21 protein-coding genes are annotated in these 23996 nt (G+C 39.8%); 19 read left to right on the top strand and 2 right to left on the bottom strand.

Annotated elements, in window-relative coordinates; all coding sequences use genetic code 11:
• Positions 1-58 precede the first annotated feature (58 nt).
• From J2S10_RS10950 to J2S10_RS10940, 3 genes are all read left to right on the top strand, one after another.
• Positions 59-1336 (top strand): murein hydrolase activator EnvC family protein, encoded by a 1278-nt coding sequence (locus tag J2S10_RS10950; RefSeq protein ID WP_307407540.1) that lies wholly within the window; start codon positions 59-61, stop codon positions 1334-1336.
• A 175-nt stretch (positions 1337-1511) separates the two neighbouring features.
• Positions 1512-2963, top strand: a complete 1452-nt coding sequence (locus J2S10_RS10945) for a S41 family peptidase (RefSeq protein ID WP_307407538.1) — start codon at positions 1512-1514, stop codon at positions 2961-2963.
• Positions 2964-3314: 351 nt separating this feature from the next.
• A complete protein-coding gene (locus tag J2S10_RS10940) occupies positions 3315-4508 on the top strand; it encodes a PDZ domain-containing protein (RefSeq protein WP_307407536.1) in 1194 nt (397 codons plus the stop codon).
• A gap of 213 nt (positions 4509-4721) precedes the next feature.
• Here J2S10_RS10940 and J2S10_RS10935 read toward each other — a convergent pair whose 3' ends face one another.
• Entirely contained in the window at positions 4722-5360 is a 639-nt protein-coding gene (locus J2S10_RS10935; RefSeq protein WP_307408125.1) for a spore coat protein, read from the bottom strand.
• Positions 5361-5560: 200 nt separating this feature from the next.
• Between J2S10_RS10935 and J2S10_RS10930 the strand changes: the two genes are divergently transcribed.
• The 6 genes from J2S10_RS10930 to J2S10_RS10905 all read left to right on the top strand — a co-directional run bounded on the left by J2S10_RS10930 (position 5561) and on the right by J2S10_RS10905 (position 12355).
• Positions 5561-6586 carry a HoxN/HupN/NixA family nickel/cobalt transporter gene (locus J2S10_RS10930; protein ID WP_307407533.1) on the top strand — a complete coding sequence of 342 codons (1026 nt, stop codon included), beginning with the start codon at positions 5561-5563 and terminating at the stop codon, positions 6584-6586.
• A 336-nt stretch (positions 6587-6922) separates the two neighbouring features.
• A complete protein-coding gene (locus J2S10_RS10925; protein ID WP_307407531.1) occupies positions 6923-7285 on the top strand; it encodes a hypothetical protein in 363 nt (120 codons plus the stop codon).
• A complete protein-coding gene (locus tag J2S10_RS10920; RefSeq protein WP_307407528.1) occupies positions 7269-8636 on the top strand; it encodes a 4Fe-4S binding protein in 1368 nt (455 codons plus the stop codon). Before J2S10_RS10925 ends, J2S10_RS10920 begins: the two co-directional genes overlap by 17 nt.
• Before the next feature lie 167 nt (positions 8637-8803).
• Positions 8804-9172: an ArsR/SmtB family transcription factor gene (locus tag J2S10_RS10915; protein ID WP_307407526.1), complete on the top strand. Its 369-nt coding sequence runs from the start codon at positions 8804-8806 to the stop codon at positions 9170-9172.
• Positions 9165-11237 (top strand): heavy metal translocating P-type ATPase, encoded by a 2073-nt coding sequence (locus J2S10_RS10910; protein ID WP_307407524.1) that lies wholly within the window; start codon positions 9165-9167, stop codon positions 11235-11237. Before J2S10_RS10915 ends, J2S10_RS10910 begins: the two co-directional genes overlap by 8 nt.
• Before the next feature lie 203 nt (positions 11238-11440).
• Positions 11441-12355, top strand: a complete 915-nt coding sequence (locus tag J2S10_RS10905; RefSeq protein ID WP_307407521.1) for a cation diffusion facilitator family transporter — start codon at positions 11441-11443, stop codon at positions 12353-12355.
• Positions 12356-12472: 117 nt separating this feature from the next.
• On the opposite strand, the gene J2S10_RS10900 is transcribed toward J2S10_RS10905, so the two are convergent.
• Positions 12473-13051 (bottom strand): undecaprenyl-diphosphatase, encoded by a 579-nt coding sequence (locus J2S10_RS10900; protein WP_307407519.1) that lies wholly within the window; start codon positions 13049-13051, stop codon positions 12473-12475.
• A 343-nt stretch (positions 13052-13394) separates the two neighbouring features.
• Here J2S10_RS10900 and J2S10_RS10895 point away from each other — a divergent pair, with 343 nt between their 5' ends.
• The 10 genes from J2S10_RS10895 (at position 13395) to uvrB (ending at position 23990) form a co-directional block, all read left to right on the top strand.
• On the top strand, positions 13395-14687 hold the full coding sequence (locus tag J2S10_RS10895) for a VTT domain-containing protein (protein ID WP_307407517.1): 1293 nt from the start codon (positions 13395-13397) through the stop codon (positions 14685-14687).
• 15 nt (positions 14688-14702) lie between these two features.
• Complete coding sequence (locus J2S10_RS10890) at positions 14703-15416, top strand: response regulator transcription factor (RefSeq protein ID WP_307407515.1); 714 nt, start codon at positions 14703-14705, stop codon at positions 15414-15416.
• Positions 15394-16761, top strand: a complete 1368-nt coding sequence (locus tag J2S10_RS10885) for a sensor histidine kinase (protein ID WP_307407512.1) — start codon at positions 15394-15396, stop codon at positions 16759-16761. Before J2S10_RS10890 ends, J2S10_RS10885 begins: the two co-directional genes overlap by 23 nt.
• Positions 16762-16865: 104 nt before the next feature.
• Positions 16866-17621, top strand: a complete 756-nt coding sequence (locus J2S10_RS10880) for a GTP cyclohydrolase II (protein ID WP_307407509.1) — start codon at positions 16866-16868, stop codon at positions 17619-17621.
• Positions 17614-18717 carry a bifunctional diaminohydroxyphosphoribosylaminopyrimidine deaminase/5-amino-6-(5-phosphoribosylamino)uracil reductase RibD gene (ribD, locus tag J2S10_RS10875; RefSeq protein ID WP_307407507.1) on the top strand — a complete coding sequence of 368 codons (1104 nt, stop codon included), beginning with the start codon at positions 17614-17616 and terminating at the stop codon, positions 18715-18717. Before J2S10_RS10880 ends, ribD begins: the two co-directional genes overlap by 8 nt.
• A 1-nt stretch (position 18718) precedes the next feature.
• A complete protein-coding gene (locus J2S10_RS10870) occupies positions 18719-19300 on the top strand; it encodes a 5' nucleotidase, NT5C type (RefSeq protein WP_307407505.1) in 582 nt (193 codons plus the stop codon).
• A 182-nt stretch (positions 19301-19482) separates the two neighbouring features.
• The gene (locus J2S10_RS10865; RefSeq protein ID WP_307407503.1) at positions 19483-20961 is read left to right on the top strand and encodes an FTR1 family iron permease; all 1479 of its coding nucleotides are present in this window, start codon (positions 19483-19485) and stop codon (positions 20959-20961) included.
• 22 nt (positions 20962-20983) lie between these two features.
• Complete coding sequence (locus J2S10_RS10860) at positions 20984-21358, top strand: hypothetical protein (protein WP_307407501.1); 375 nt, start codon at positions 20984-20986, stop codon at positions 21356-21358.
• Positions 21359-21549: 191 nt separating this feature from the next.
• A complete protein-coding gene (locus J2S10_RS10855; protein ID WP_307407499.1) occupies positions 21550-21783 on the top strand; it encodes a CsbA family protein in 234 nt (77 codons plus the stop codon).
• Positions 21784-22010: 227 nt separating this feature from the next.
• Positions 22011-23990, top strand: a complete 1980-nt coding sequence (gene uvrB / locus J2S10_RS10850) for an excinuclease ABC subunit UvrB (protein WP_307407497.1) — start codon at positions 22011-22013, stop codon at positions 23988-23990.
• Positions 23991-23996 lie beyond the last annotated feature (6 nt).

The following is a 23996-nucleotide window of genomic DNA, read 5'->3' as shown; positions in this document are numbered from 1 at the left end:
TTGGGGGAACGATTGCCTTTACATACATAGAGATGAAATTGGTAAGGAGAAATCGGACATGAAAAAACCTATTATTACACTTGCTGTCTCAACTATCGTTGGAATAGGGACTGTTTTCGGAGGTGTTTCTTTTAAAACGGAAGCAGCTTCCCTCTCAAGCCTGAAGGACCAACAAGATAAAATTCACAATCAGCGTTCAAGTGTAAATTCAACTATCAATCAGGCAAAACAAAAGATTGATAGTCTGCAGGGACAGCAGGTCGATGTAAAGACAGAGATGAAGCGGATTGATTTAGCAATCGGTGATACCAATACTAAAATAAGGGAAAAACAAGCGAAGGTGGACGATACAAAGGCTCAAATTGCTAAGCTCCAGTCTGATATTAAAGTCATCCAGGAGCGGATAAAGAAGCGAAATGATCTTTTGAAGGAACGTGCCCGCAATTATCAAGAAACAGGCGGGATGGTCAATTATCTTGAAGTATTAATGGGTTCGCAAAGCTTTAGTGATTTTATTGACCGCGCCAATGCCGTGTCTACCATAATGGAAGCGGACCAGGAGATATTAAAGCAAGCTGACGCTGATAAAAAGGAGCTTGAAACAAAACAAGCTCAGGTCGAAAAAGAGCTTTCCAGCCTGCAATCAATGCTAAAAGAATTACAAAATATGAATCAGCAATTAAATGGCCAACGAGCTGAAAAAGATAAATTGCTAGGTTCATTGCAAGCACAGGAACAGCATGTGCAGGAAGATGTTATGAATATGGAGGAGCAAAATCAAGTTCTTGCTTCTCAGGAAGCCTCCATCCAAAAAGCGATCCAAATGGAGCAACAGCGTCAAGCAGAATTGGCAAGACAACAAGCAGCTGCTCAGGCTTCACAATCTAAGGGCTCTTCAGGCGGAGGATCTTCCGCGTCTTCGGCTGCACCGCCGGTAACGGGAGGTTCCTTCATGAGACCTGCAGTCGGTCCAATCAGTTCAACCTACGGCCCACGTTGGGGAGAATTCCACTACGGTGTTGACATCGCCAACCCTGGTGCCAATGTACCGATTGTAGCAGCAGCTGATGGAGTAGTAGCGGTTTCCCACTATTCACAAAGTTATGGAAACGTCGTCTACATTACGCACTCGATTAATGGTCATATTTACACAACTGTTTATGCCCATATGCAGGTACGTATGGTATCAGAAGGACAAGTTGTATCTAAAGGGCAGCAAGTCGGAATTATGGGCAGTACCGGTGAAGCAACAGGTCAGCATTTGCACTTTGAACTTTACAATGGACCATGGAAATATCATAGTGCCATTAATCCAATGGGGATTGTGCCGCTATAAAATAGAATTGGAAAAGGAAGAAGCTAAGCTTCTTCCTTTTTTTAGTATTTGCGATTCCTTCATCGATCATTCATAACTCGTCCCATCCTTACATATATGTTAATAACCGGGTATGAAAGAGGTGCGTTTTTTTAAGGACAGGCACTTTTATAATATGAACTTGAGGAGGTTCGGGATGAATCGAAAATGGATTGCCCTGCTGATGACGGGATCACTTCTTACTGGTGCCGGAGGAACCTATGCCGGCATGCAGTGGCTCGAGGCAAATAACACTAACTTGAATCAAGCAGTAATGCAAAAGGATAAAGCAACGAAAGCCGATCAGATGGATTCAGCGAATCTGGAAAAAGTGGATCAGGCATATGAGCTTATTTTAAACCGTTATGTTGAAAAAGTGGACCGTCAAAAGCTAGTTGAGGGTGCCATTCAAGGGATGCTTTCCGTATTAAAGGATCCATACTCCGTCTACATGGATAAGGATACAGCGAAACAATTTACTCAAACGCTGGAATCCTCGTTTGAAGGGATTGGCGCAGAGGTTGGGATGGTGGATGGAAAAATTGTCATTGTTTCCCCTTTCAAAAATTCTCCCGCAGAAAAAGCGGGTTTGAAGCCGAACGATCAAATATTAAAGGTAAATGGTGAAAGTGTCGAAGGACTTGACCTTAATAAAGCAACATTAAAGATCCGCGGTAAAAAAGGTACAAAGGTAAATCTGGAAATCGCGCGAAAGAGTTTAAAAGAGCCGCTCACCATCGCTGTCACGAGGGATGAAATACCGCTTGAAACCGTCCATGGTTCGATTAAGAAACAGGATGGGAAAAAGATCGGCTATATTGAGTTAACCTCCTTTTCACAAAACACGGCGGCAGATTTTAAAAAGGAATTAAGTTCGTTGGAAAACGATCAAATTAAAGGCTTGATTATCGATGTCCGCGGAAATCCCGGGGGGCTTTTATCCAGCGTTGAAGAAATTTTAAAAGAATTTGTACCAAAAGATAAGCCGATTGTTCAAATTGAACAGCGGAATGGTGAAAAAACCAGGTACTTCTCAACCCTCTCCAAGAAAAAGGATTATCCGGTCGTCGTACTTATTAACAAAGGAAGTGCTTCTGCTTCGGAAATTTTAGCAGGCTCTTTACAGGAGGCAGCGGGCTACGAGCTTGTCGGGGAAACCACATTCGGAAAAGGAACCGTTCAACAGGCAGTACCGATGGGTGACGGCAGCAATATTAAATTAACACTGTTTAAATGGCTTACACCAAATGGAAATTGGATTCATAAAAAGGGTATTAAACCTGATGTAGCAATTAAACAGCCGGCGATCTTTGATACCCATCCGTTACAAGTTACAGAGCCGTTAAAGCAGGATATGAACAGCGAGCTGGTCAAAAACGCCCAAGAAATTTTAGCAGGATTGGGCTTTGCTCCCGGTCGTACAGATGGTTACTTCAGTGCGGAAACAGCAGTTGCTGTAAAAGGATTCCAGCAGCATAATGGAATAGATGTAACTGGAAAAATAGATTCGGAAACAGCGGGTAAATTAGAAGAGGCTGCGGTAAAGGAAATGAAAAATGAGAAAAATGATCTTCAACTGCAAACCGCTTTAAGGTTGGTAGCAAACTAACTATTGCAGGGGCTTCGGCCACTGTTTTTTTTATTGTTAATGGGGATTTCTTCCTGTAGCAAAATAATTGGTGTTTCTTGCGGAATTAGCGAGAATTTCCGCGGAAATAGTAGTACTGTCCGCAAAATTATGGCCAAAATTCGTGGAGATCACACAAAAATCTGCCGAATCCTTCAGACTTAGAGAAATTTCAGCACCAGATTTTAAAAAGAAATTGAAACTTTAGGTCTGTTTTTTGTTTTTCAAGAAACTAGCAATAGGTTTTATCTCTCCATTTTGGTAAAATAATCTTTAAGAGACTTTTAGAATCAACTATTGAATAGAAACTATAATAGAGGCAGGTGGCAGGAAATGGTGCAGATATGGCTTGTAGAACTGTTGAAAGGGATTGGAAAGTTTCTCCTTCATCCAGTATTTTACTATCTCTTTTTCCTTGCAGGAATTTTAGGCGTTTCAAGGGTAAAACGGGAGCGGAATCATTTTCATGTTCGGGCGTATGATGCCTATTTTGAGCTCCGGCAGCTGATACCCGTGGGAATTTTTCCAGCTATAGTACTATCGATTATCGCAATTGCTGCAGGTATTGCCGTTCCATTTGCTGCAATTCTGCTCATTGCCGCCTTTACCTTTTTGTGGAGCTTTACGACAAATATTCGACTATTATCGCCGGTATACACAGTAGGTGCGGCATTTTTTACTTTAATTATCATTGCTGATCATAATTGGGCTGTCCCGTTTTTTTCAACAGCGTTTCATTCCATTGGGGAGAAGGTTTACCCGTCAGTTGTCGTCATTTTGGCACTACTGCTAATGGCTGAAGGGTTCATGATTCTTAAAAATGCGAGTATTGGTACATCACCTAAACTAGTAAAAGGCAAACGCGGCCGGAACGTCGGCGCCCATGAGGTCAAACGCCTATGGATGCTGCCGTTGTTACTTCTGATTCCGGGTGATGCCCTACACCTCCCGTTCGCATGGTGGCCGGCTTTTCATTTAGGTGCACATAAGTACTCGCTTATTCTTGTTCCTTTTGCGATTGGTTTTCAGCAGCAGGTACAAGGGAAGCTTCCAAAAGAATCAATCCAGCTCTTGGGCAGACGGGTGCTTTTTCTTGGGATTTTCACAGCCCTTCTTTCTGTTGCAGGCTACTGGTATCCGCTTGTTTCCATCGGGGTAGCAGCTTTCGCTGTCATTGGCCGTGAATTGATCACACTGATGCAGCGGATAGGGGATGATAATCTTCCCTTTTATTTTTCCAGGAAAAATAATGGCTTAATGATCCTCGGAATTATCCCGGCGTCTCCCGCCAGTAAAATGGGTTTGCAGGTAGGAGAACTGATTTCAAAAGCGAATGGTTTGGCGGTTCGGGATGAAAAAACCTTTTATGAAGCGCTCCAAAAAAACCGCGCTCATTGCAAGCTCGATGTTCTGGATACCAATGGTGAAGTACGATTTGTCCAACGGGCCTTATTCGAGGGGGATCATCATGAACTTGGTATCCTCTTTGTTCAGGATGAGCGGAAGTATGATGAGAAGATCGTGTAAGCTGTAAATCTACGGAAATGAATCATAATTATCAGGAATGGAAATCTTAAATAACCGTAATTATATTATAAAATAACCATTTCTCCAGCTTCGAGAAAGTTAGTTAAATCTATTCGATCGTGTTTAAACGAACCTAAACAGGACAACACAAATTCAAAGCAAAAATCGATGTAGCGCTATCCTTTCTCAAACGAAAAAGGATAGCATTTTTTATTAAGAGAGCATATTGTTATTCGGCATTTGCATTTGAACTTGTGCAGGGGCGTACGCATTTAATAGCTGCTGCATATCCTGCTGGGCTAGCTGCGGTACCTGATAGTAATGGTGTTTATTTTGATAAATGGAGAGTTCATAAGCCATTTCAATGCAATTTGGTACGGAATCAGCGAGTACACGGCGAACAACCGGATTAGTTACTTCCATTGCGGCCATTGTCTTCATAGAGGCACCGGATTTTACACAACCAAGCATCATGCCGGAGATACATGCATCAGTAAACTCAGATACTGATTGAGCCGGTTTTTTAGGCTGTGATGGGGTTAAACCATACACAAAGTCATTCCCTTGATTCATTTTATAGCTTTGAGTTGGTTTTGAAGGATCCTGCCCTGTTTTGAAACATTCTACGGTTATGTTGTATTCGTCCTGCATAAAACGATATTGGCGATCAAGAATATCCATTAGTTCCGGGTCTTTGACATGCTGACGAAGCATTAGATATTGGTCCATGGCCCCAATTGACCCTGAAAGGACCTCATGAACATCAAATACTTCATGGCCGCCATGATTCATTTGCTGCGGTACATTCCCTGTATGCATATTTTGGTGCATTGGATTTTGTTGATTTTGCATCATATTTTATTCCTCCTCATGTTTTGGTCACAATAACCACAATTATTATGTTTCAGAACACGAGAGTTATTCTTTACAGGAATTAGTTAAAATTAGAAAATTTGTTACATTCCTTGGAAGTGCTCTCTCAATCAAAATCAATGTGGTACAATAAAAATAATTTGTTTAAAGATAAAGCATTATAAAAAGGAGGGAGACTAATGACGAAGGCCCCTTTTGGAAAAAGATCATGGTTACCTTATGCCATAATAGTAGGGGTTTTACACCTCATTGGAACAGGTTTTCTTGTTATCGGCTGGAGGGAAAGTCCGGCTCTATTAGGTATGGCTTTTGTCGCCTATACCTTAGGCTTGCGGCATGCGTTTGATGCGGATCATATTGCAGCCATTGATAACACCGTCCGCAAATTGGTGCAGCAAGAAAAAAATCCGGCAGGTGTAGGCTTTTTCTTCTCTCTAGGTCACTCAAGTGTCGTTTTTCTAATGGCAATCGTTACGGCGATTTCCGTTCAATGGGCGAAAGCTGAACTTCCTCAGCTCCAAGAAGTTGGCGGGCTTATCGGGACGATTGTATCTGGGACCTTTTTGCTGTTGATAGGGATCCTAAATCTTGTCATATTGAAGGATCTGTTTAAAATATTTCATCAGATGCGTTATGGTACATATGATAAAGATCAAATGGAGCAGCTCCTTCATTCACGGGGGTTAATGGGGCGATTCATGGGGCCTTTATATAAATTTGTTAATAAAAGCTGGCATATTTACCCCTTGGGTTTTTTATTTGGCTTAGGATTTGATACAGCAAGCGAGGTTGCTTTATTAGCCATTTCAGCGACCGCAGCCCAAAATACGATTCCGTTTTTAGGGATAGTCTCTTTACCGATCTTGTTTGCAGCAGGAATGAGTTTGCTGGATACCGCAGATGGAATTTTCATGGTGAGCGCGTATCGCTGGGCGTTTTCTACTCCACTACGAAAGGTTTACTATAATTTGACAGTTACAGCCATATCCGTATCGGCCGCATTATTAATCGGTATGATTGAATTAATTCAAGCTCTCTCTAAAAAAATTGGTTTAGAAAACAGTTTTGGAAGATGGATTCAAGGATTGGATTTTGGCTGGTTGGGGTATGTATTAGTTCTGTTATTCATATTGTCATGGGCTATTTCATTTTGTCTTTGGAGATTCCTGAAGATTGAAAAACGATGGGAATCCAATAATTTGTAAAAGTTTTTTAACAAAGCATCTGGATGTACACCAATCTCCACAATTTCTGCACTTTTTTCTGCTAAAATGCTTCTATTAAACTAGTTGATTTAAAGTGATTGAAAGTACAGTTTTTTGAGCCAAATAATATTGGTCTCTATAAAAAGAAACGGAAAAACAACGAATTGCTCGTTGTTTTTTTTGCGTTTTATTCTGATATATATCATTTCCGTTACCGATTGTAAAAGACAAATTTTGTACAAAAAAAACTCAAAGTTTCTGCACACTTTTTTATTAAAGTTTAAAAAGGTTAAGCTCTTATCTTACTTTAAACAATTTGGGAATGAGGTGAATGTTTTGAAGGCGAAATTGTTGTTAATGATTTTCCTTGTTATTGTTTTTTCCGGAGGAAGAATGGCTTTGGCCCATGAAGGGGATAAAAAAATGCCAGCCTCCTCAAGTCAATCCGAACATAACATAGAAGGAATGGACATGAGCGGCAAAGGCAAAAACATGGATATGAGTGGATCGAAAAAGGACGACAGCATGGCAGGAATGGACATGAGCGGACACAGCCACTCCGAAGCACAGGTGAAGGAAACGCCTGCAAACATTAAGGTTTTGGGAAGCTATGGTGCAGTTAATTCTTCCTTTATTATCATCGGTGTTTGGAATAAATGGTTTAGAAGAAAGGATGATTCTGATGGCAATTCCAAATAAAAATGTCGTGGAAGGAAAGAAACCGATTAATCTTCTATCAATTCCAATCATCAAAAAGTTTATTCAAAGCAAATGGTATCCGGGAATTTTCCAATGGATTGTCCTTATTGTCTTTTCCGTTATTGTCTATGAATTGGTAGCCGGTACCGTTGACCCAACCCGTAATGTTGGAACATCACTAACCTGGGTTTTATGGTGGCCGCTAATCCCAATCTTTTTTCTGGCAATTGGACGATTTTGGTGTACAATCTGTCCATTTGGTAAGGTAAGTGACATGGTTCGGAAAACGATAGGCAGTAATCGGCCTATGCCCAAGTTTTTAAGAAAATACGGGCTTTGGATCATTGACCTTTTCTTTATTGCCATTACGTATAGTGATCATATTTGGGGGATAGTTGAATCCCCAAGAGGCTCAGGTTACTTACTTCTTTTACTTGTGACAATGGTGGTCGGAACGTCTGTCTTCTACGAAAGAAGAACATTTTGCAAGACTTTATGTTTTCTAGGGGGATTATCAGGTAACTATTCCCGCTCAGGGTCATTAGAACTTCGCGGTACTCCGGAAATTTGTAAGACGTGTAAATCACAATCCTGCTTTAAAGGGAGCGACCAAGCAGAAGGTTGTCCAATGTTTCAATTTGTTCGCACCATGGATACTGCAGCTGATTGTAACTTATGCGGCAATTGTGTGAAATCATGTCCAAATAATTCGATCCGTATCTCACCACGGGTACCTACCTCCGAATTATGGGGAGTCAAAAGACCCGTGATTGAACATACCTTTTTAGCAGCGGTCATCATGGGAATTGTTTTTGTCCAGAACATTACAATGGTAGCCATCTGGCAGGATATTTTAAAAGCAATTGGTTCGGTTACCGGATCTGATAATTACAATGTAAACTTTACTGTTGCCTTTATTATTGCTATGGCCATTCCGGTTGGACTATTATTGGGAACGGCAAAAATCGCAACTTTAACCGGAGGTTCGGTTGAAAAGGTAAAGAAAAGCTTTATTCGTTTCGGTTATGCAATTATTCCATTGGATTTAGCGGGCCATCTTGCACACAACTTATTCCATATCATAACCGAAGGAAAAGCAATCTGGTATAACAGCGCAGCTTTATTTGGTGCTCATGTGACAAGAGGTGACCTTGCTTTCGCATCTGCATCAACGGTTCGGACGCTGCAGTACATCATTGTTGTGTTAGGAACGATCGGATCGATTTATACCGCTTATCGAATTGGTAATAAAGGCCCGTTCAAAACATTAGCGCCTTATTATGCCTTAATGGTTTTACTTGCAATTGTAAACATATATTTATTTTCATTACCAATGATGCATCGTGTTTAAAAACTAAAAATGAAACAAAAACCGCGGCTGATACCTTGGCCGCGGTTTTCATAATCTGAGGAATTTAGGTCTGTTTTTCAGCATCCTTTCCAAAACAATTGACATTCAAACCACTATTTGAATATGATATATTCAAACAAACATTTGAATGTTAGAAGGTGACAATCTTGAATGAGCACGATATTTGCGAGATTACCTGTGTTGATAAAGAGAAAACCGCCCGGGTACAACAGCAGCTTGAAAAAAGGAATATCCTTGAAGTAACGACGATTTTTAAAGCATTGTCCGATGAGACGCGAATGAAAATTGCTTATGCGCTCACGCTTGAAGACGAGCTATGCGTATGCGATGTGGCCAACATTGTCAGGGCGACAACGGCTACGGCTTCCCATCATTTGCGTCATTTAAAAAGTCTCGGCCTTGCAAAATTCCGTAAAGAAGGCAAGCTTGTTTATTATTCCCTTGATGACAACCATGTAAAACAATTAATCCACATTGCCATCAAGCATCAGGAGGAGGTGTCGGACCGTGAATGAAACAACTGAAAAACAAGTATATCGCGTTCAAGGCTTTTCCTGAAGCAGCTGCGCCCAAACGTTCGAAAAGAACGTAAAACACCTGGATGGTGTTGTTGACGCAAGTGTAAATTTTGGCGCATCAAAACTAACAGTCTATGGGACAGCTACCATAGAGGAGTTGGAGGAAGCCGGTGCATTTGAAAAATTAATTCTATACCCTGAAAAAGAAAAACGGCAGTCCATTCCGAAAGAACCGTTTTGGAAACGTTATTCGCTCCTAGGCCAATCATTATTGTTCCTGTTACTTGGCTATCTATTTTCTGAAAACATTCTTTTTGCAGCAGCGATTTTATTAGGCGGATTCTCGCTTTTTAAAACAGGCATCAAAAATTTGCTGCGGCTTAATTTCGATATGAAAACGCTGATGACGATTGCGATTATCGGGGCTGCCATTATTGGTGAGTGGCGTGAAGGCGCCGTGGTAGTCATTCTGTTTGCCATCAGTGAAGTGCTTGAGAGCTATTCGATGGACAAAGCACGGGCATCGATTCGGACCTTGATGGAAATGGCTCCAAGCGAAGCCGTTGTCGTTAGAAATGGGAAAGAACTTACACTAAAAGCCGAGGATATAGAAATCGGCGACATCATGTTGATTAAACCCGGACAAATGATTGCCATGGATGGTGTCATTGTCGAAGGGGCGTCTGCTATCAACCAAGCGGCGATCACCGGCGAATCGGTTCCCGTTGAAAAAGTCATCGATGACGAAGTGTATGCCGGAACATTAAATCAAGAAGGATTTTTAAAGGTAAAAGTAACTAAACATTCCGAGGATACAACGATAGCAAAAATTGTCCATTTGGTTGAAGAAGCGCAAGGAGAAAAAGCCCCTTCTCAACGGTTTGTCGACCGTTTTGCAAAGTACTATACACCTGTGATCATGGCGATAGCCGCTTTAGTTGCTTTAGTCCCGCCGATGGTCTTTGCTGCAAGCTGGAAAGAGTGGATCTACCAAGGACTTGCCGTGCTAGTCGTCGGCTGTCCATGCGCGCTGGTCATATCAACCCCGGTATCAATCGTAACTGCCATCGGCAATGCCGCAAGGAACGGCGTTCTCATTAAAGGCGGCAGCTTTTTAGAAGAAGCCGGGGCATTAAAGGCCATTGCCTTTGATAAAACCGGTACGTTAACAAAAGGGATTCCTATCGTAACAGATTTCATTCATTTTGGTAAAAAGGAACCCAGTGAACTACTCGCGATGATTGCTGCCCTCGAAAGCAGGTCACAACACCCGCTTTCTTCTGCAATTATAAAAAAAGCAAACGGACTTTCACTTGATTATGCGATTGAACAATTTACTTCAATCACCGGAAAAGGCTTAACCGGAACGATTGACGGAACGGAATTTCGCATCGGAAATCTGAAGTTGTTTGAATTCATTCCTGAAAAAATTACTGAGCAAATCTTCGAGCTGCAAAATCAGGGAAAAACAGTCATGATAGCTGGTACTGAAAAAGAAATCCTGGCACTCATCGCCGTTGCAGACGAAGTAAGGGAAAGCAGCAAGGGTGTGGTGGAGCGACTTCATCACCTCGGAATTAAGCAAACGATTCTCCTGACAGGTGACAATCAGGCAACCGCTCACGCGATTGGCCGGAATGTCGGCGTGAAAAGCCTCGAAGCGGAGCTGCTGCCGGAGGAAAAGCTGGAGGCAATCAAGAAATTAAAGGAACAGTTTGGCAGGGTAGCAATGGTAGGTGACGGGGTCAATGATGCTCCGGCGCTGGCATCAGCTACTGTCGGAATTGCCATGGGCGGTGCAGGTACTGATACCGCGCTGGAAACAGCTGATATAGCCTTAATGAATGACGACCTTACGAAGCTTCCTTTTACGATTAAGCTAAGCCGTAAAACATTACAAATTATTAAGCAAAATATCACTTTTTCGATTGTAGTTAAGCTATTGGCGCTATTACTAGTTGTTCCTGGCTGGCTGACATTGTGGATTGCGATTTTTGCGGATATGGGCACGACCTTGCTGGTTACCTTAAACGGATTAAGGTTGTTGAGGGTGAAGGATTAATTTTTCGACCTTTCACGGATGTTTCTAAAAAAAAGGGCAGTTTTCGCAAACATTTTAGCTTTTCAACATATCCTACAGTTACCAAGACCGGTTATTTGCAAAATGCTCTAGTTTATTTGCGCATCTAAACGATTTATTTGCGAAAACCTGTCTTTTATTTGCGAATCCTAAGAGAGCTCTTATTAAGGGGGGGATTTTTAAGCGTGTCACATCATCACCATCACCATCATGGGCATAGTCACAGTCCGGCCAATTATGGATTTGCCTTTGGCTTTGGAATTATTTTAAACACAATCTATATTATTGTTGAAATAATATACGGTTTCTTAGGAGATTCATTATCGTTACTTGCTGACGCAGGACATAACGTAAGTGACGTGCTTGGTTTAGTTATTGCCTGGATTGCGGTTTGGCTTGGGAAAAAAGCTCCGTCGGAGAAACGGACATATGGATACAAAAGAAGTTCGATTCTCTCCGCGTTATTCAACGCCGTTTTCTTGCTTGTTGCAATTGGTGCGATTGCGTTGGAAGCAATACAACGGTTTTCTGACCCGCAGCCGGTTGCAGGGAAAACGGTTATCATTGTTGCTCTCATCGGAATTGTAATTAATACCCTGACAGCGTTACTGTTTATGTCCGGGAGGAAAAATGACCTTAATATTCGCGGAGCTTTTATGCATATGGCAGCAGATGCAGTCGTTTCTTTAGGTGTAGTCGTCGCCGGTTTTGTTATTATTTGGACCGGATGGCAATGGCTCGACCCATTAGTAAGTCTTGTGATTTCGATTGTCATTCTCTTCGGTACATGGGGTTTATTAAAGGAATCAATTAATTTATCTCTGGACGCTGTACCGGAAGGAATTGACATTAGGAAAATCAAGAACTATTTAAGAAATATACCAACGGTTTTGGAAGTGCATGATTTGCATGTTTGGGGAATGAGCACAACAGAAGCAGCTTTAACCGTCCATTTAATTCGTTCGGAAATAGAAAATAACGATGAGCTGCTTCAAAAATTGACCAGGGAATTGCATGACCAATTTGGGATTGAACATGCAACGATTCAAATAGAAAAAGGTACCTTTGCTTGTTCCTTGCAGCCTGATGGTACGATTTAACATGAAAACAGCAATCTCCTGCAAAGGGGGCTGCTGTTTTATTCTGTATATCTTAAACTTGCGATAAGAAAAAAACAAACACCGACGTGATGTCGGTGTTTTGTCATAATAAGTCTTTTATTTTGATAAACTTTGTCCATTTTTTGGGACAAGTGGAATTTGATTGTAAATATTAATTATTGTACGAGGAATTGGTTGCAATAATGATCTAGCATTATAAACAATTGTACTTACCAATAACCCTACAACAATGCTGCCAAGTACATCAAAAGGATAATGGTGTCCTACATAAACACGTGAGATACCTGTCAATATAGCAAATAAGAGCATTCCAAAACCAATTTTACGGTGACGTAATAGTACGGCAAGAGCTAAAGAAAATGCTCCTGTTGTATGGTCACTTGGAAAAGAAGCATCTTTTGCATGTTGAATCAATAGATGTACTTTATGTGTTACAAATGGACGAGGCTCATAGTAAATATGACCAATGACCAAGTTAATAAACAATCCTAAAGCACCTGTGATGGCAGCAAATACAACAGTATATTTATATTTCTCTTTTCCGACGAACCACATTAGTAGTAAAACTATCGCATAAACAATCAATGCATTTTGGGTAACGAAAACCATTAATCCATCTAAAAAGGGATGATGCCCTGCATTTTGATTGATAGCTTGAAATAATTTGTAATTCATTCAAACCCCTCATTTCTCACTGTTTATTTATTATGTTTCTTCCGGGGCTAGAACTGTCAAAATCATTAATCACAACAGTCCCTATTATAATTAAAGCATTTTCAAATGGTAGCCCCATTTTCTATCCTGAATTGTCATTTTTAACTCAATTTGCTGGCACTCATATTAAAATAATACTGTCATTCAAAACGAGGCAACCTAAGTATATAGAACGAACCTGTACGTACCCTGAATAAAAGATTAATAATTCATTAAGATGAAAAATAAAAACAAAAACCGTGCTACATTTTAGAAGGACCTACCTTTAGGTGTATTTTTGTTTAGAAATTTTGGAGGCATTTATATGTCACATTTAATAGCTTTATTTGAACAACACAGTTATCTAATCTTATTTATTGGAATTTTCCTAGAACTCATGGCTCTTCCTATTTCGGGTGAAGTTTTAATGAGCTACGCGGGGTATTTTGTATTCCAGGGGAAAATGAATTACATTTTGGCACTTGTGACAGTCTTGTTATCAGGCGGAGCAGGTATTACGGTAACGTATTGGATTGGGAAGGCAGGAGGATATAAACTTATCGAAAAATACGGGAAATATATCCACCTTGGACCAGAAAGATATAAAAAAATAGCCGTTTGGTTTGAACGTTCAGGCAGCAAATTGTTGGTCTTTGCTTATTTTATTCCAGGGATTAGGCATTTCACTGGATATATTTCGGGGATTTCCAGAATGCCGTTTCGAAAATTTATTATTCCTGCTTTTACAGGTTCATTTTTATGGGGATTTTGTTTTATTACGCTAGGAAAAGTATTGGGACCTCGCTGGGAGGCTTTCCATCAAGCAGCGAGTAAATATTTTATTATTTTTATTATTGTTTTTGTTGTATTGTTAGCAGGTTTTTTGGCCTATCGGTTTTATAAACCTCAAATTAAGAACTTTTTCATTCGTTTAGTAGAACGGTTAATTCAGCGACTAAAAACCATAAGAGCAACTGAAATATTTCTTATTTTCCTCACTGTAGTTTTAATTGGTATGGTGATCTTGATGCTGGGAATGGGTCAAGACTATTTATATAATGAGTTTACTCAGTTTAATGAAATTACTGAATATATCATAAAATCCGTCGTCTATATGGAATGGATGAATGGTTTTTTAGTATTTCAATCTTCAACAGCACTTGGTGCCATTGTCGTGTTTACGATTATTCGTATATGGAGAACGGGAAGGAACAGGATGTTAGAGTATATTCTTTTGGCAGTTTCGTTACTGGGAGCGGCACCTTTTCATGAATCAATCATGGATGCATTGTCCTATCTACAATCAATTGGTTTCGTAGGGAAATTTCAGTCTGCGAATTTCCCCGATGCAGATGGAACTATTTTAATGATTTTCTATGGGACATGTGTGTTTTTACTTGTCCGTCATGCCAAAAGGAATTTTATCCATATCTTTGTCCCTTTAATTGGATTGATTATATTAATCGGTTCTGCGATTGCAACCATTGCTTCTACCAATGTATTTCCTAGTGATCTGGTTGGCGGATATGTTTATGGTGGTGTCTGGATATTTTTTAACTTCTTATTGTTTGAAATGCTCCGGCTTGTTTTGGAAAGCATTAAGTTGAAAATGCTTTAGAAAGGGGGAATGTAAATGAACACACATATTTTAGTAATCGAGGATGAAACGCAAATTGCCCGTGTCCTAAAAATGGAATTGGAGTATGAGGGTTATCAAGTATCAGTCGAACACAATGGAAAAGCAGGGTTAGAAACTGCCTTACACTCCGAAATTGACTTAATTTTATTAGATGTCATGTTGCCGGGTTTAAGCGGAATCGAGGTATTAAGGAGATTTAGAAAGGAAAACTGGAATACCCCTGTTATTTTACTAACGGCTCGAAATACAACATTAGATAAGGTAGCGGGATTGGATCATGGAGCCAATGACTATGTAACAAAGCCTTTTGAAATCGAAGAATTATTAGCCCGAATTCGAGTCTGTATTCGTAATCATCCTAAAATTGGATCAAAAGAAGCTGATTCTGTTTTGACTGTTGAGGACCTAACGATCGACACGGATGCGAGAGAAGTGAAAAGGGCTGGAAAATCGATTTCGTTAACACCGAAGGAATACGACTTTCTGGTTTATTTAGTAGTCAATAAAAATAAAGTGGTTACACGTGAGAACATTGTCCTAAATGTTTGGGGATATGATTATGAAGGTGAAACCAACGTAATTGATGTTTTTATCAGACATCTTCGGAAAAAAATGGATGAAGGCTTTTCTACCCAACTCATTACCACCGTTAGAGGGGTTGGTTTTACCATTAAGGAGAAAACAGATGAGGATTACCACAAAAATTAATCTATTAACGACTGCTTGGATGCTTTGTATCATGGTCCTCATAAATTTCGTGGTATTCATTTTATTTATGAAAACGACGGTGAATATGGAAGAAGATATCCAGTTTCAAAAAGCAGAAGAGATAGTAAAAGACATCGGTAAAAAACAATCTTTTAGTAGCATTCAGGGAGAATTAAAAGATTATTTAACCGAACATTCCTATATCAGAATTGTAGATCCAAAAAACAAGGTTCTTCATCAAGTGACGAACGACTTGTTACTCTCCAAAAAAATCAAAGGAAAATACACGAAAATAAAACAGGCCCAAACCCGTTTGATTATGGCAGAACACGGGGAAGAGGAAGTGCTGATTGTTCGTGTTCCGATTCATAATGGCAAAGGGAGTTTGGAAATTAGTGAGAGGTTAATAGGGCTTGAAACAAGAAAAGAAACTCTTCGGGGAATTTTAATTTTTAGTACCCTTTTGGCTGCCTTGCTTTCCTTACTTGGCGGAAGATGGTTAGCTAATATGATCATGAGACCGATAGCTAATATGATTAAAACCATGGAGGAAATTGAAAAGAGCGGTGTTCCGAAAACCATCACCATTCAAACTAAGACAAAAGATGAACTCCAAACCATGGCAAGAACGTTTAATCGAATGATTGGCAGGCTTCAAGAAAATATCGAAAAACAAAAACAGTTTGTTTCTGATGCCTCACATGAATTAAAAACGCCCTTAACTGTCATTAAGAGTTATGCAAACTTTTTAAGAAGGCATGGGTTAGAAAATAAAGAAATGGCTGAAGAAGCAATCCAGGCCATCCATTCAGAGGCAACCAGAATCCAAAAAATGACCGAGACCTTTTTAGACTTAGCCGCCTTAGAAAAAGACCATGTTTTGGATAGTAAGGAGTTAGATTTAATCTCTTTATGCCAAAGCATATTAAAACAATTTAAAGAAGTATATAGAAGAGATATAACCTTACATTTTAAAGAATATCCTATCAAAATTCATGGCGATGAATTAAAAATCAAGCAGGTCATTATCATCTTGTTAGATAATGCGATGAAATATAGTAATGACAAAATTGATGTTTATTTAGAAAAGGATAAACAACATATAGTTGTTCGAGTTAAAGATTATGGTATTGGAATTCCCCAGGGAGAAATAGAAAATATTTTTGAACGGTTTTACCGTGTGGATAAGGCAAGGAGCAGGGAAACGGGAGGCTCCGGTTTAGGTCTGTATATTGCTAAAAGTATTATGAAATTGCATAAAGGGAAAATAAAAATTACAAGTACTGAAGGCACCGGCACAGAGGTAGTATTAATTCTTCCCACTATTGATGGGAGCAACGAATAGCAAAAAAGATTCTAAGCATTGCTTCTGACAATTTCTTTATCTATTGATACAATTACATGAAATAATACAACATTCCAAACACTAAATAAAAAGGAGGAATTGGTGTGACACAAACCAAATTGGATTCAAAAGTTCTACCTTTATTAGAAGATAAAATTAAATTAATAAAAACAGAAAAAGGGGCTATTTATTTAGTGGGGCCTATCAGGCTCCCTGTTAATCTTTACGGGGAAACGGTTATCTTTCAATGGTATTGCTGGTTGAATTGTAATGAAGTTACCGAGGATTTTGAAAGGATCATTGATAAATTATCCTCGGTTAATTTAGCGGAATTTCAACAATCAAGCGTCTTAGTATATGGAGACTTTGAATATGCAGATGATGCCATTATTAGAATGCATTCAATCTGTCATACAGGTGATATATTTGGCAGTAAACGATGTGATTGCGGTTTCCAATTAAAACAATCGATGAAAATGATTGTTGAACATGGCACAGGGGCGTTATTTTATTTAGCTAACCATGAAGGGCGAGGAATCGGATTATTTAGCAAGGCAATGGCCTACATCCTTCAGGAAAATGGTTTTGATACCGTTGAGGCGAATCAAGGTCTCGGTTTTGTTGATGATTCCAGGAATTATAGTGATGCGATTCAAGTTCTAAAAGCATTACGGTCGAAACCGGTAACCCTTATGACCAACAATCCGAAAAAATTAGAAGCCTTAAAAAGCTCCGGCTTGCCGGTTTCCGGGAGGCAACCATTATGGGGAGATGTTTCCGAGTATAACGAAAAATACCTACAGACAAAAATTAATCGTTCCGGTCATTTGAAGGATGAGGGGACATGCACAAATGACTAATCATGAATTTTATATGGATTTGGCCTTAAAAAATGCCCAAGCCATGAAAGGGCAGACAGATCCGAATCCGTTGGTAGGCTCGGTTATTGTGAATGATAACCTTGTTGTCGGGATAGGTGCACACTTGAAAGCGGGTGAACCGCATGCTGAGATTCATGCATTAAGAATGGCCGGTGAAAAAGCAAAAGGCGGGACTATTTATGTTACACTGGAGCCTTGTTCCCATCATGGAAGAACAGGACCTTGTGCCGTAGCGATTGTCGAGGCGGGGATCAAGAGAGTAGTGATCGCCACTCTTGATCCTAACCCGGTTGTTTCAGGAAATGGTGTCAACATTCTAAAGGATGCCGGGATTGAAGTCATTATCGGCGTCCGTCAAGAAGAATCCCAAAAGATGAATGAAGTATTTAACAAATTTATTGTTCAGAAACAGCCATTTGTAACCTTAAAATCAGGCATCACTTTAGATGGTAAAATTGCCACCCATTCTTCAGACAGCAAATGGATCACCTCAGAAGAGGCGAGGAAGGATGTCCATCATCTAAGAAATGAAAATATGGCGATTCTTGTCGGAGTTAACACGGTTATGAAAGACAATCCGGAGCTAACCGCCCGTATCCCAAATGGAAGGAACCCCATTCGGGTTATATTAGATTCAACCTTAAAAATACCTTTAGATTATAAGGTCGTTACCGATAACCTGGCTGAAACGTGGATATTTACAACGGAACAACATGATCATGAAAAACGAAAAAAATTAGAGGAACGAGGAATTACCGTTTTTCAAACCAATGGTTCGAAGCACGTCAATCCAAAAGAAGTTGTACATATATTAGGTGAAAAGCTTATCTCTTCGGTATTAATTGAAGGAGGGGGCGCTATTAATGCGTCGTTCTTAGAAAATCAATTAATTGATAAAGTAGTCCTCTACATTGCTCCAAAATTAATCGGCGGCCAGCATGCCCCAACCTTCCTTGAGGGGACAGGGTTCGATAAAATGCGGGATGCGGTAGAGCTTTCGGATGCTGAGATTATCAAAATAGGCAGGGATTTTAAATTTATTGGGTATCCGACCTACAAAAATGAGGGATTTTAAGATGAAATTCGGTTTCGATATAGATGACACTTTAATCAATCTGCGGGAACATGCTTTTCATATTTATAATAAGAAATTAGGCAAAAACATCGAACTTGATGCTTTTCATGCCTTGCAAAAAGTAGAAATCCATGAACCGTTCGGATTATCAGACGAACAAGGGAAAGAAATGTGGAATAGCTCATTAGAAGAAATCTATTATACCTCCTGCCCTCCTTTTCCAAATGCTGTTGAAACGCTGCAGGAATTAGCTAAACAAGGGCATGAAATTTACTATATAACTGCAAGGCCAAAGGAACATGGGGAACGGACAAAGGATTGGTTAAAGGAGCAGGGATTTCCCGTCCAAGATGAAAGATTTTTCTACGGAATGCAAGATCATGAAAAGATTCAAATTATAAAAAAATTAAAACTCGATTATTATTTCGATGATAAACCCGAAGTACTAAATACTCTCTTAAACGAATCATTAAAGATATTTGTTAAGGATCAATCCTATAATCGGCATTTGACTATCCCGCGAATATTACATTGGACGGATATAAAGGAAATCATTCATATAGACAAGCAGAAGGTCCGGTAAATCACCGGACCTTTTTTGGTGCTTTTTTCAATTTTTAATAAAAAAGTTCATATTTATGTAACAATTAAATAAAATTACTAATTGACAATCATTATCATTAGAAATAGAATAATAGATGTAGATGATATTGAAATTCGTTATCAATTAGATTGAATACTAAAGGTATCATCAAGGGGGAGCTTATGGGCAAAAATTTATTAATTAAAATATCAATCCTTGTATTACTTTTAGGATTTGGATTACATAATCCTGTATTAGCAGCCGGAACATCCGGTGAAGATATAAAGAAGGCTGAGGTTTCGATTGATCAAGCAATTGACTTTGCTTCGAAAGGGAACCTTTCCGAAGCACAGAAGGCTTATGATCAATTTAATAAAACCTGGTTAGAGATCGAATCAAGTATAAAGGCTGATTCAGCAATGGCCTACCAAGATATTGAAGCGAATATGGGAAAAGTAGTTTATGCTTTAACCTTAAAAAAGCAAGACCAGGTTTTACAGGCCTTGCAGGGTCTAAAAGCAGTAAATGAAAAAGTGGCAAATGGAGGATACCCAAAAGATGCAGGATTTAAGAAAGAAGATATTTCTTTAGATGATTTTATTCTCCTACTCCAACAAACGAAAAAGGAAGTAAATAATCAAAAACAAACACAAGCTCTTACAGATATTAAGAAGGCAAGTAGCAGCTGGTTAAGTGTCGAAGGTGTAGTGGTTGCACAGTCTGCTTCCGTTTACAGTGACTCTGAAAGAGATTTGGTTACGATCCAAGCCATGCTTGCTGCAAATCCGCCAAATTATAAGCAAGCAGCTGAAACGATTGATAGCATGGTAAAATACCTTACCCCATTAGCTAACAAATCGCAATATACTTATTGGGATGCAGCGATGATCCTCATTCGTGAAGGCCTGGAAGCATTGCTTGTCGTCATTGCCCTTATGTCTTTTGTGAAAAAGTCTGGAGAGGGAAGAGGAAAAGGCTGGATTTGGTCTGGTGTTCTAGGAGGTTTGGGAGTCAGTATCATTCTTGCTATAATCGTTAAGTTTGTGATTTCTTCCGGCGCATTTGGAAATAACAATTTTCTTATTGGCGGTTGGACGGGAGTATTTGCGGCAGTTATGCTATTGTATATGAGCTATTGGCTGCATAGTCAATCCAATATAGCCGACTGGAATCGCTATATTCGTGAAAAAAGCCAAACTGCATTAACAACTGGGAAGCTTGTTTCACTGGGTGTTCTTGCCTTTCTAGCGGTATTTCGTGAAGGAACAGAAACCGTACTATTTTATATCGGTATGGCGAGTCAAATCAAGCTATCGACTCTTTTAATAGGTTTTCTAATTGGAGCGGGGCTCCTTGGTATTATAGCCTACCTGATGGTATTTGTTGGCTTGAAATTACCGTTGCGTCCATTCTTTTTGGTATCTAGTATAATAGTGTTTTATCTATGCTTAAAGTTTACAGGCATGGGAATTCACAGCTTACAATTAGCCGGACTTCTGCCGACGACGCATGCTGAGAGTGTACCAAGCATCGAATTCTTTGCTCTTTATCCTTCATGGGAAAGCGCGATACCTCAAGTCATTCTTGTTCTTGGTGCTATCATTGTAATTTTATCAAAGAAATTAAAAAGCAAAAGACTTATTGCAGCAAACAATAATTAAAATAGAAAGTTGGAATCTAATAATGAAAAAGTTAACCTCAATCGTTTTAGCCATCATTCTTGGTAGTGTATTAGTTTTAGCAGGATGTGGATCAACCAATAGCAAAGTATCTGATGGTGTTAATAAAATGCTGGATACAACCGGACAATTATCAAAAGCGATTAAAAGCGGGGACGAAGCAAAGGTAAAAGAAGTGGGACCGTCATTAGAAGATCAATGGAAAACATTTGAAGATGATGTGAAAAAAGATAACAAAGACCTTTACGCCAAAGTTGAAAAATATCTTGACCCTACAATTGCCGGCTCACAAGCAAGCCCGTTGGATAAAAACGCATTAGGCACCTTGAACGGTCAGCTTACGGATGCTTTGAAAGAGTTAGCAGCTAAAACAAAATAAAAACATAAAAAGGAACTCCAAAAGGTAGTAAAGAGACCAGCGATTGCTAGTCTCTTTTTTTTCTAAACTTCATCTGTTATCCTATAATTAATAAAACACTATTTTTCAAGAGCTAATTTCAATATTTTTATTGCAATTTTATGAATAAATTCTTAAAATGAATAAACAGAAAGAATGAATGAGGTGTACCCGTGGTTATTGAATATTTATCGGCACTGATCATGCCGGGCTTGCTTGTTTTGCTTTTTACAAGGGTCACGTATAATCGGATCATCGGCCTTGCCTTAACCGTCGGACTTATCGCTGCATCTGTTTATAAAGGATATACAAACACTTTCGTGCTAATCGTCATTGATGCTTTTTCCTTAACTGCCGGTTTTGCCTTAGCAGCAAAAATGAAGCAAAGAGCCGTGAAAAAAAGCTAATTAACTATAATTTCAAGTCTGCCAAAAAGAGGCAGGCTTTTTTGTTCACTAAAAAAATCACGAATATTCGTTCGCATATTATTGGTTAGTTATTGGGGATTTGTGTTAAAATGGTAATATAAATAGACAGAAGCTATTTTTAGCTCCATTCTTGAACGTTTTCTAGTTTTCAAAATTGAAAAATGTCAATAATAGAAGAATCCTATTTTTTTCAGGAGGAAGTTTGCGTGAAGGATCAATTTGAATTAGTTTCAAAATACTCGCCTCAAGGTGATCAGCCCGAAGCAATTCGCCAATTAGTCGACGGAATCCATCAAAATAAGCGGCACCAGACCCTTCTCGGTGCAACGGGTACGGGTAAGACGTTTACCGTTTCGAACGTGATTAAGGAAATTAATAAGCCAACGCTCGTCATCGCACACAATAAAACTTTAGCGGGCCAGCTCTATAGCGAATTTAAAGATTTTTTTCCAAACAATGCTGTTGAGTATTTTGTCAGCTACTATGATTATTTCCAACCTGAAGCCTATGTCCCCCAGACCGATACCTTTATTGAAAAAGATGCCAGCATTAACGATGAAATTGATAAACTGCGCCACTCGGCAACCTCTTCCTTATTTGAAAGGAAGGATGTCATTGTCATTGCCAGTGTGTCTTGTATCTATGGTCTCGGATCGCCGGAGGAGTATCGGGAGCTGGTGCTTTCTCTCCGTACCGGTATGGAGGTTGAACGGAATCAGCTGCTACATCGGTTAGTCGATATCCAATATGATCGAAATGATATTGATTTCAAGCGCGGAACGTTTCGGGTTCGCGGCGATGTGGTCGAAATCTTTCCCGCTTCCCGCGATGAACATTGTATCCGAGTTGAATTTTTTGGTGATGAAATTGATCGGATTCGTGAGGTTGATGCACTTACAGGAGAAATCATTGGCGAACGCGAACATGTAGCGATTTTCCCGGCATCCCACTTCGTTACCAGGGAAGAAAAAATGCGAATTGCCATCGCAAATATTGAAAAAGAACTGGAGGAACGTCTTGCCGTTCTTCGGGAACAAAATAAATTGCTTGAAGCACAAAGACTTGAACAGCGGACCCGCTATGATCTGGAAATGATGAGGGAAATGGGCTTTTGCTCGGGCATTGAAAATTACTCCCGCCATTTAACGTTAAGAGAGGCCGGTTCGACACCGTACACATTGCTGGATTATTTTCCTGATGATTTTCTTATGGTTATTGACGAGTCGCATGTTACCCTGCCGCAAATAAGGGGAATGTTCAACGGTGACAAGGCACGGAAAGGAGTTTTAGTTGAGCATGGCTTCCGTCTCCCCTCAGCTCTCGACAATCGGCCATTGACCTTTGATGAATTTGAAAAACATATTTCCAATATTATTTTTGTTTCGGCTACTCCCGGTCCTTATGAGCTGGAGCACACACCGGAAATGATTCAACAAATCATTCGCCCGACAGGACTGCTTGATCCTACCATTGAGGTACGGCCGATTGAAGGTCAAATCGATGATCTGATCGGTGAAATTCAGGATCGGGTGAAGAAAAATGAACGTGTGCTGGTGACAACCTTAACGAAAAAAATGTCTGAGGATTTAACGGATTACCTGAAAGAAATCGGAATTAAAGTTCAGTATCTGCATTCGGAAGTCAAAACACTTGAGAGGATCGAGATTATCAGAGAACTGCGCCTGGGAAAATATGATGTTCTTGTCGGAATTAACCTGCTCCGTGAGGGTCTTGATATTCCCGAAGTTTCACTTGTAACGATACTTGATGCTGATAAAGAAGGCTTCCTTCGTTCGGAACGATCCTTAATTCAAACCATTGGCCGGGCCGCCCGTAATGCCAATGGGCAGGTAATTATGTATGCGGACCGGATGACCAATTCGATGGAATTGGCGATTAGTGAAACGAAGCGCCGCCGTGAAATTCAGGAGGAATACAACCTGAAGCATGGAATTACACCAAAAACGATTCAAAAAGATATTCGCGATGTCATTCGCGCCACTCATGCTGCCGAGGAGCAGGAAGACTACAAACCGGCAAAATCATTCGGCAAGATGTCAAAAAAGGAAAAAGAAAAGCTTATTGCGAATATGGAAAAGGAAATGAAGGTCGAAGCCAATGCGCTTAATTTTGAGCGTGCCGCTGAGCTTCGCGATCTCATTTTAGAGTTAAAAGCGGAAGGATAACTTAAA

The organism is Neobacillus ginsengisoli (assembly GCF_030813055.1).
This window is presented reverse-complemented; position numbering and strand designations above follow the sequence as displayed.

Bases quoted from the DNA above. Each gene is read 5' to 3' on its own strand.
- J2S10_RS10950 (WP_307407540.1), top strand. From the start codon at position 59: ATGAAAAAACCTATTATTACACTTGCTGTCTCAACTATCGTTGGAATA.
- J2S10_RS10945 (WP_307407538.1), top strand. From the start codon at position 1,512: ATGAATCGAAAATGGATTGCCCTGCTGATGACGGGATCACTTCTTACT.
- J2S10_RS10940 (WP_307407536.1), top strand. From the start codon at position 3,315: ATGGTGCAGATATGGCTTGTAGAACTGTTGAAAGGGATTGGAAAGTTT.
- J2S10_RS10935 (WP_307408125.1), bottom strand. From the start codon at position 5,360: ATGCAAAATCAACAAAATCCAATGCACCAAAATATGCATACAGGGAAT.
- J2S10_RS10930 (WP_307407533.1), top strand. From the start codon at position 5,561: ATGACGAAGGCCCCTTTTGGAAAAAGATCATGGTTACCTTATGCCATA.
- J2S10_RS10920 (WP_307407528.1), top strand. From the start codon at position 7,269: ATGGCAATTCCAAATAAAAATGTCGTGGAAGGAAAGAAACCGATTAAT.
- J2S10_RS10900 (WP_307407519.1), bottom strand. From the start codon at position 13,051: ATGAATTACAAATTATTTCAAGCTATCAATCAAAATGCAGGGCATCAT.
- J2S10_RS10895 (WP_307407517.1), top strand. From the start codon at position 13,395: ATGTCACATTTAATAGCTTTATTTGAACAACACAGTTATCTAATCTTA.
- J2S10_RS10890 (WP_307407515.1), top strand. From the start codon at position 14,703: ATGAACACACATATTTTAGTAATCGAGGATGAAACGCAAATTGCCCGT.
- J2S10_RS10885 (WP_307407512.1), top strand. From the start codon at position 15,394: ATGAGGATTACCACAAAAATTAATCTATTAACGACTGCTTGGATGCTT.
- ribD (WP_307407507.1), top strand. From the start codon at position 17,614: ATGACTAATCATGAATTTTATATGGATTTGGCCTTAAAAAATGCCCAA.
- J2S10_RS10870 (WP_307407505.1), top strand. From the start codon at position 18,719: ATGAAATTCGGTTTCGATATAGATGACACTTTAATCAATCTGCGGGAA.
- J2S10_RS10865 (WP_307407503.1), top strand. From the start codon at position 19,483: ATGGGCAAAAATTTATTAATTAAAATATCAATCCTTGTATTACTTTTA.
- J2S10_RS10860 (WP_307407501.1), top strand. From the start codon at position 20,984: ATGAAAAAGTTAACCTCAATCGTTTTAGCCATCATTCTTGGTAGTGTA.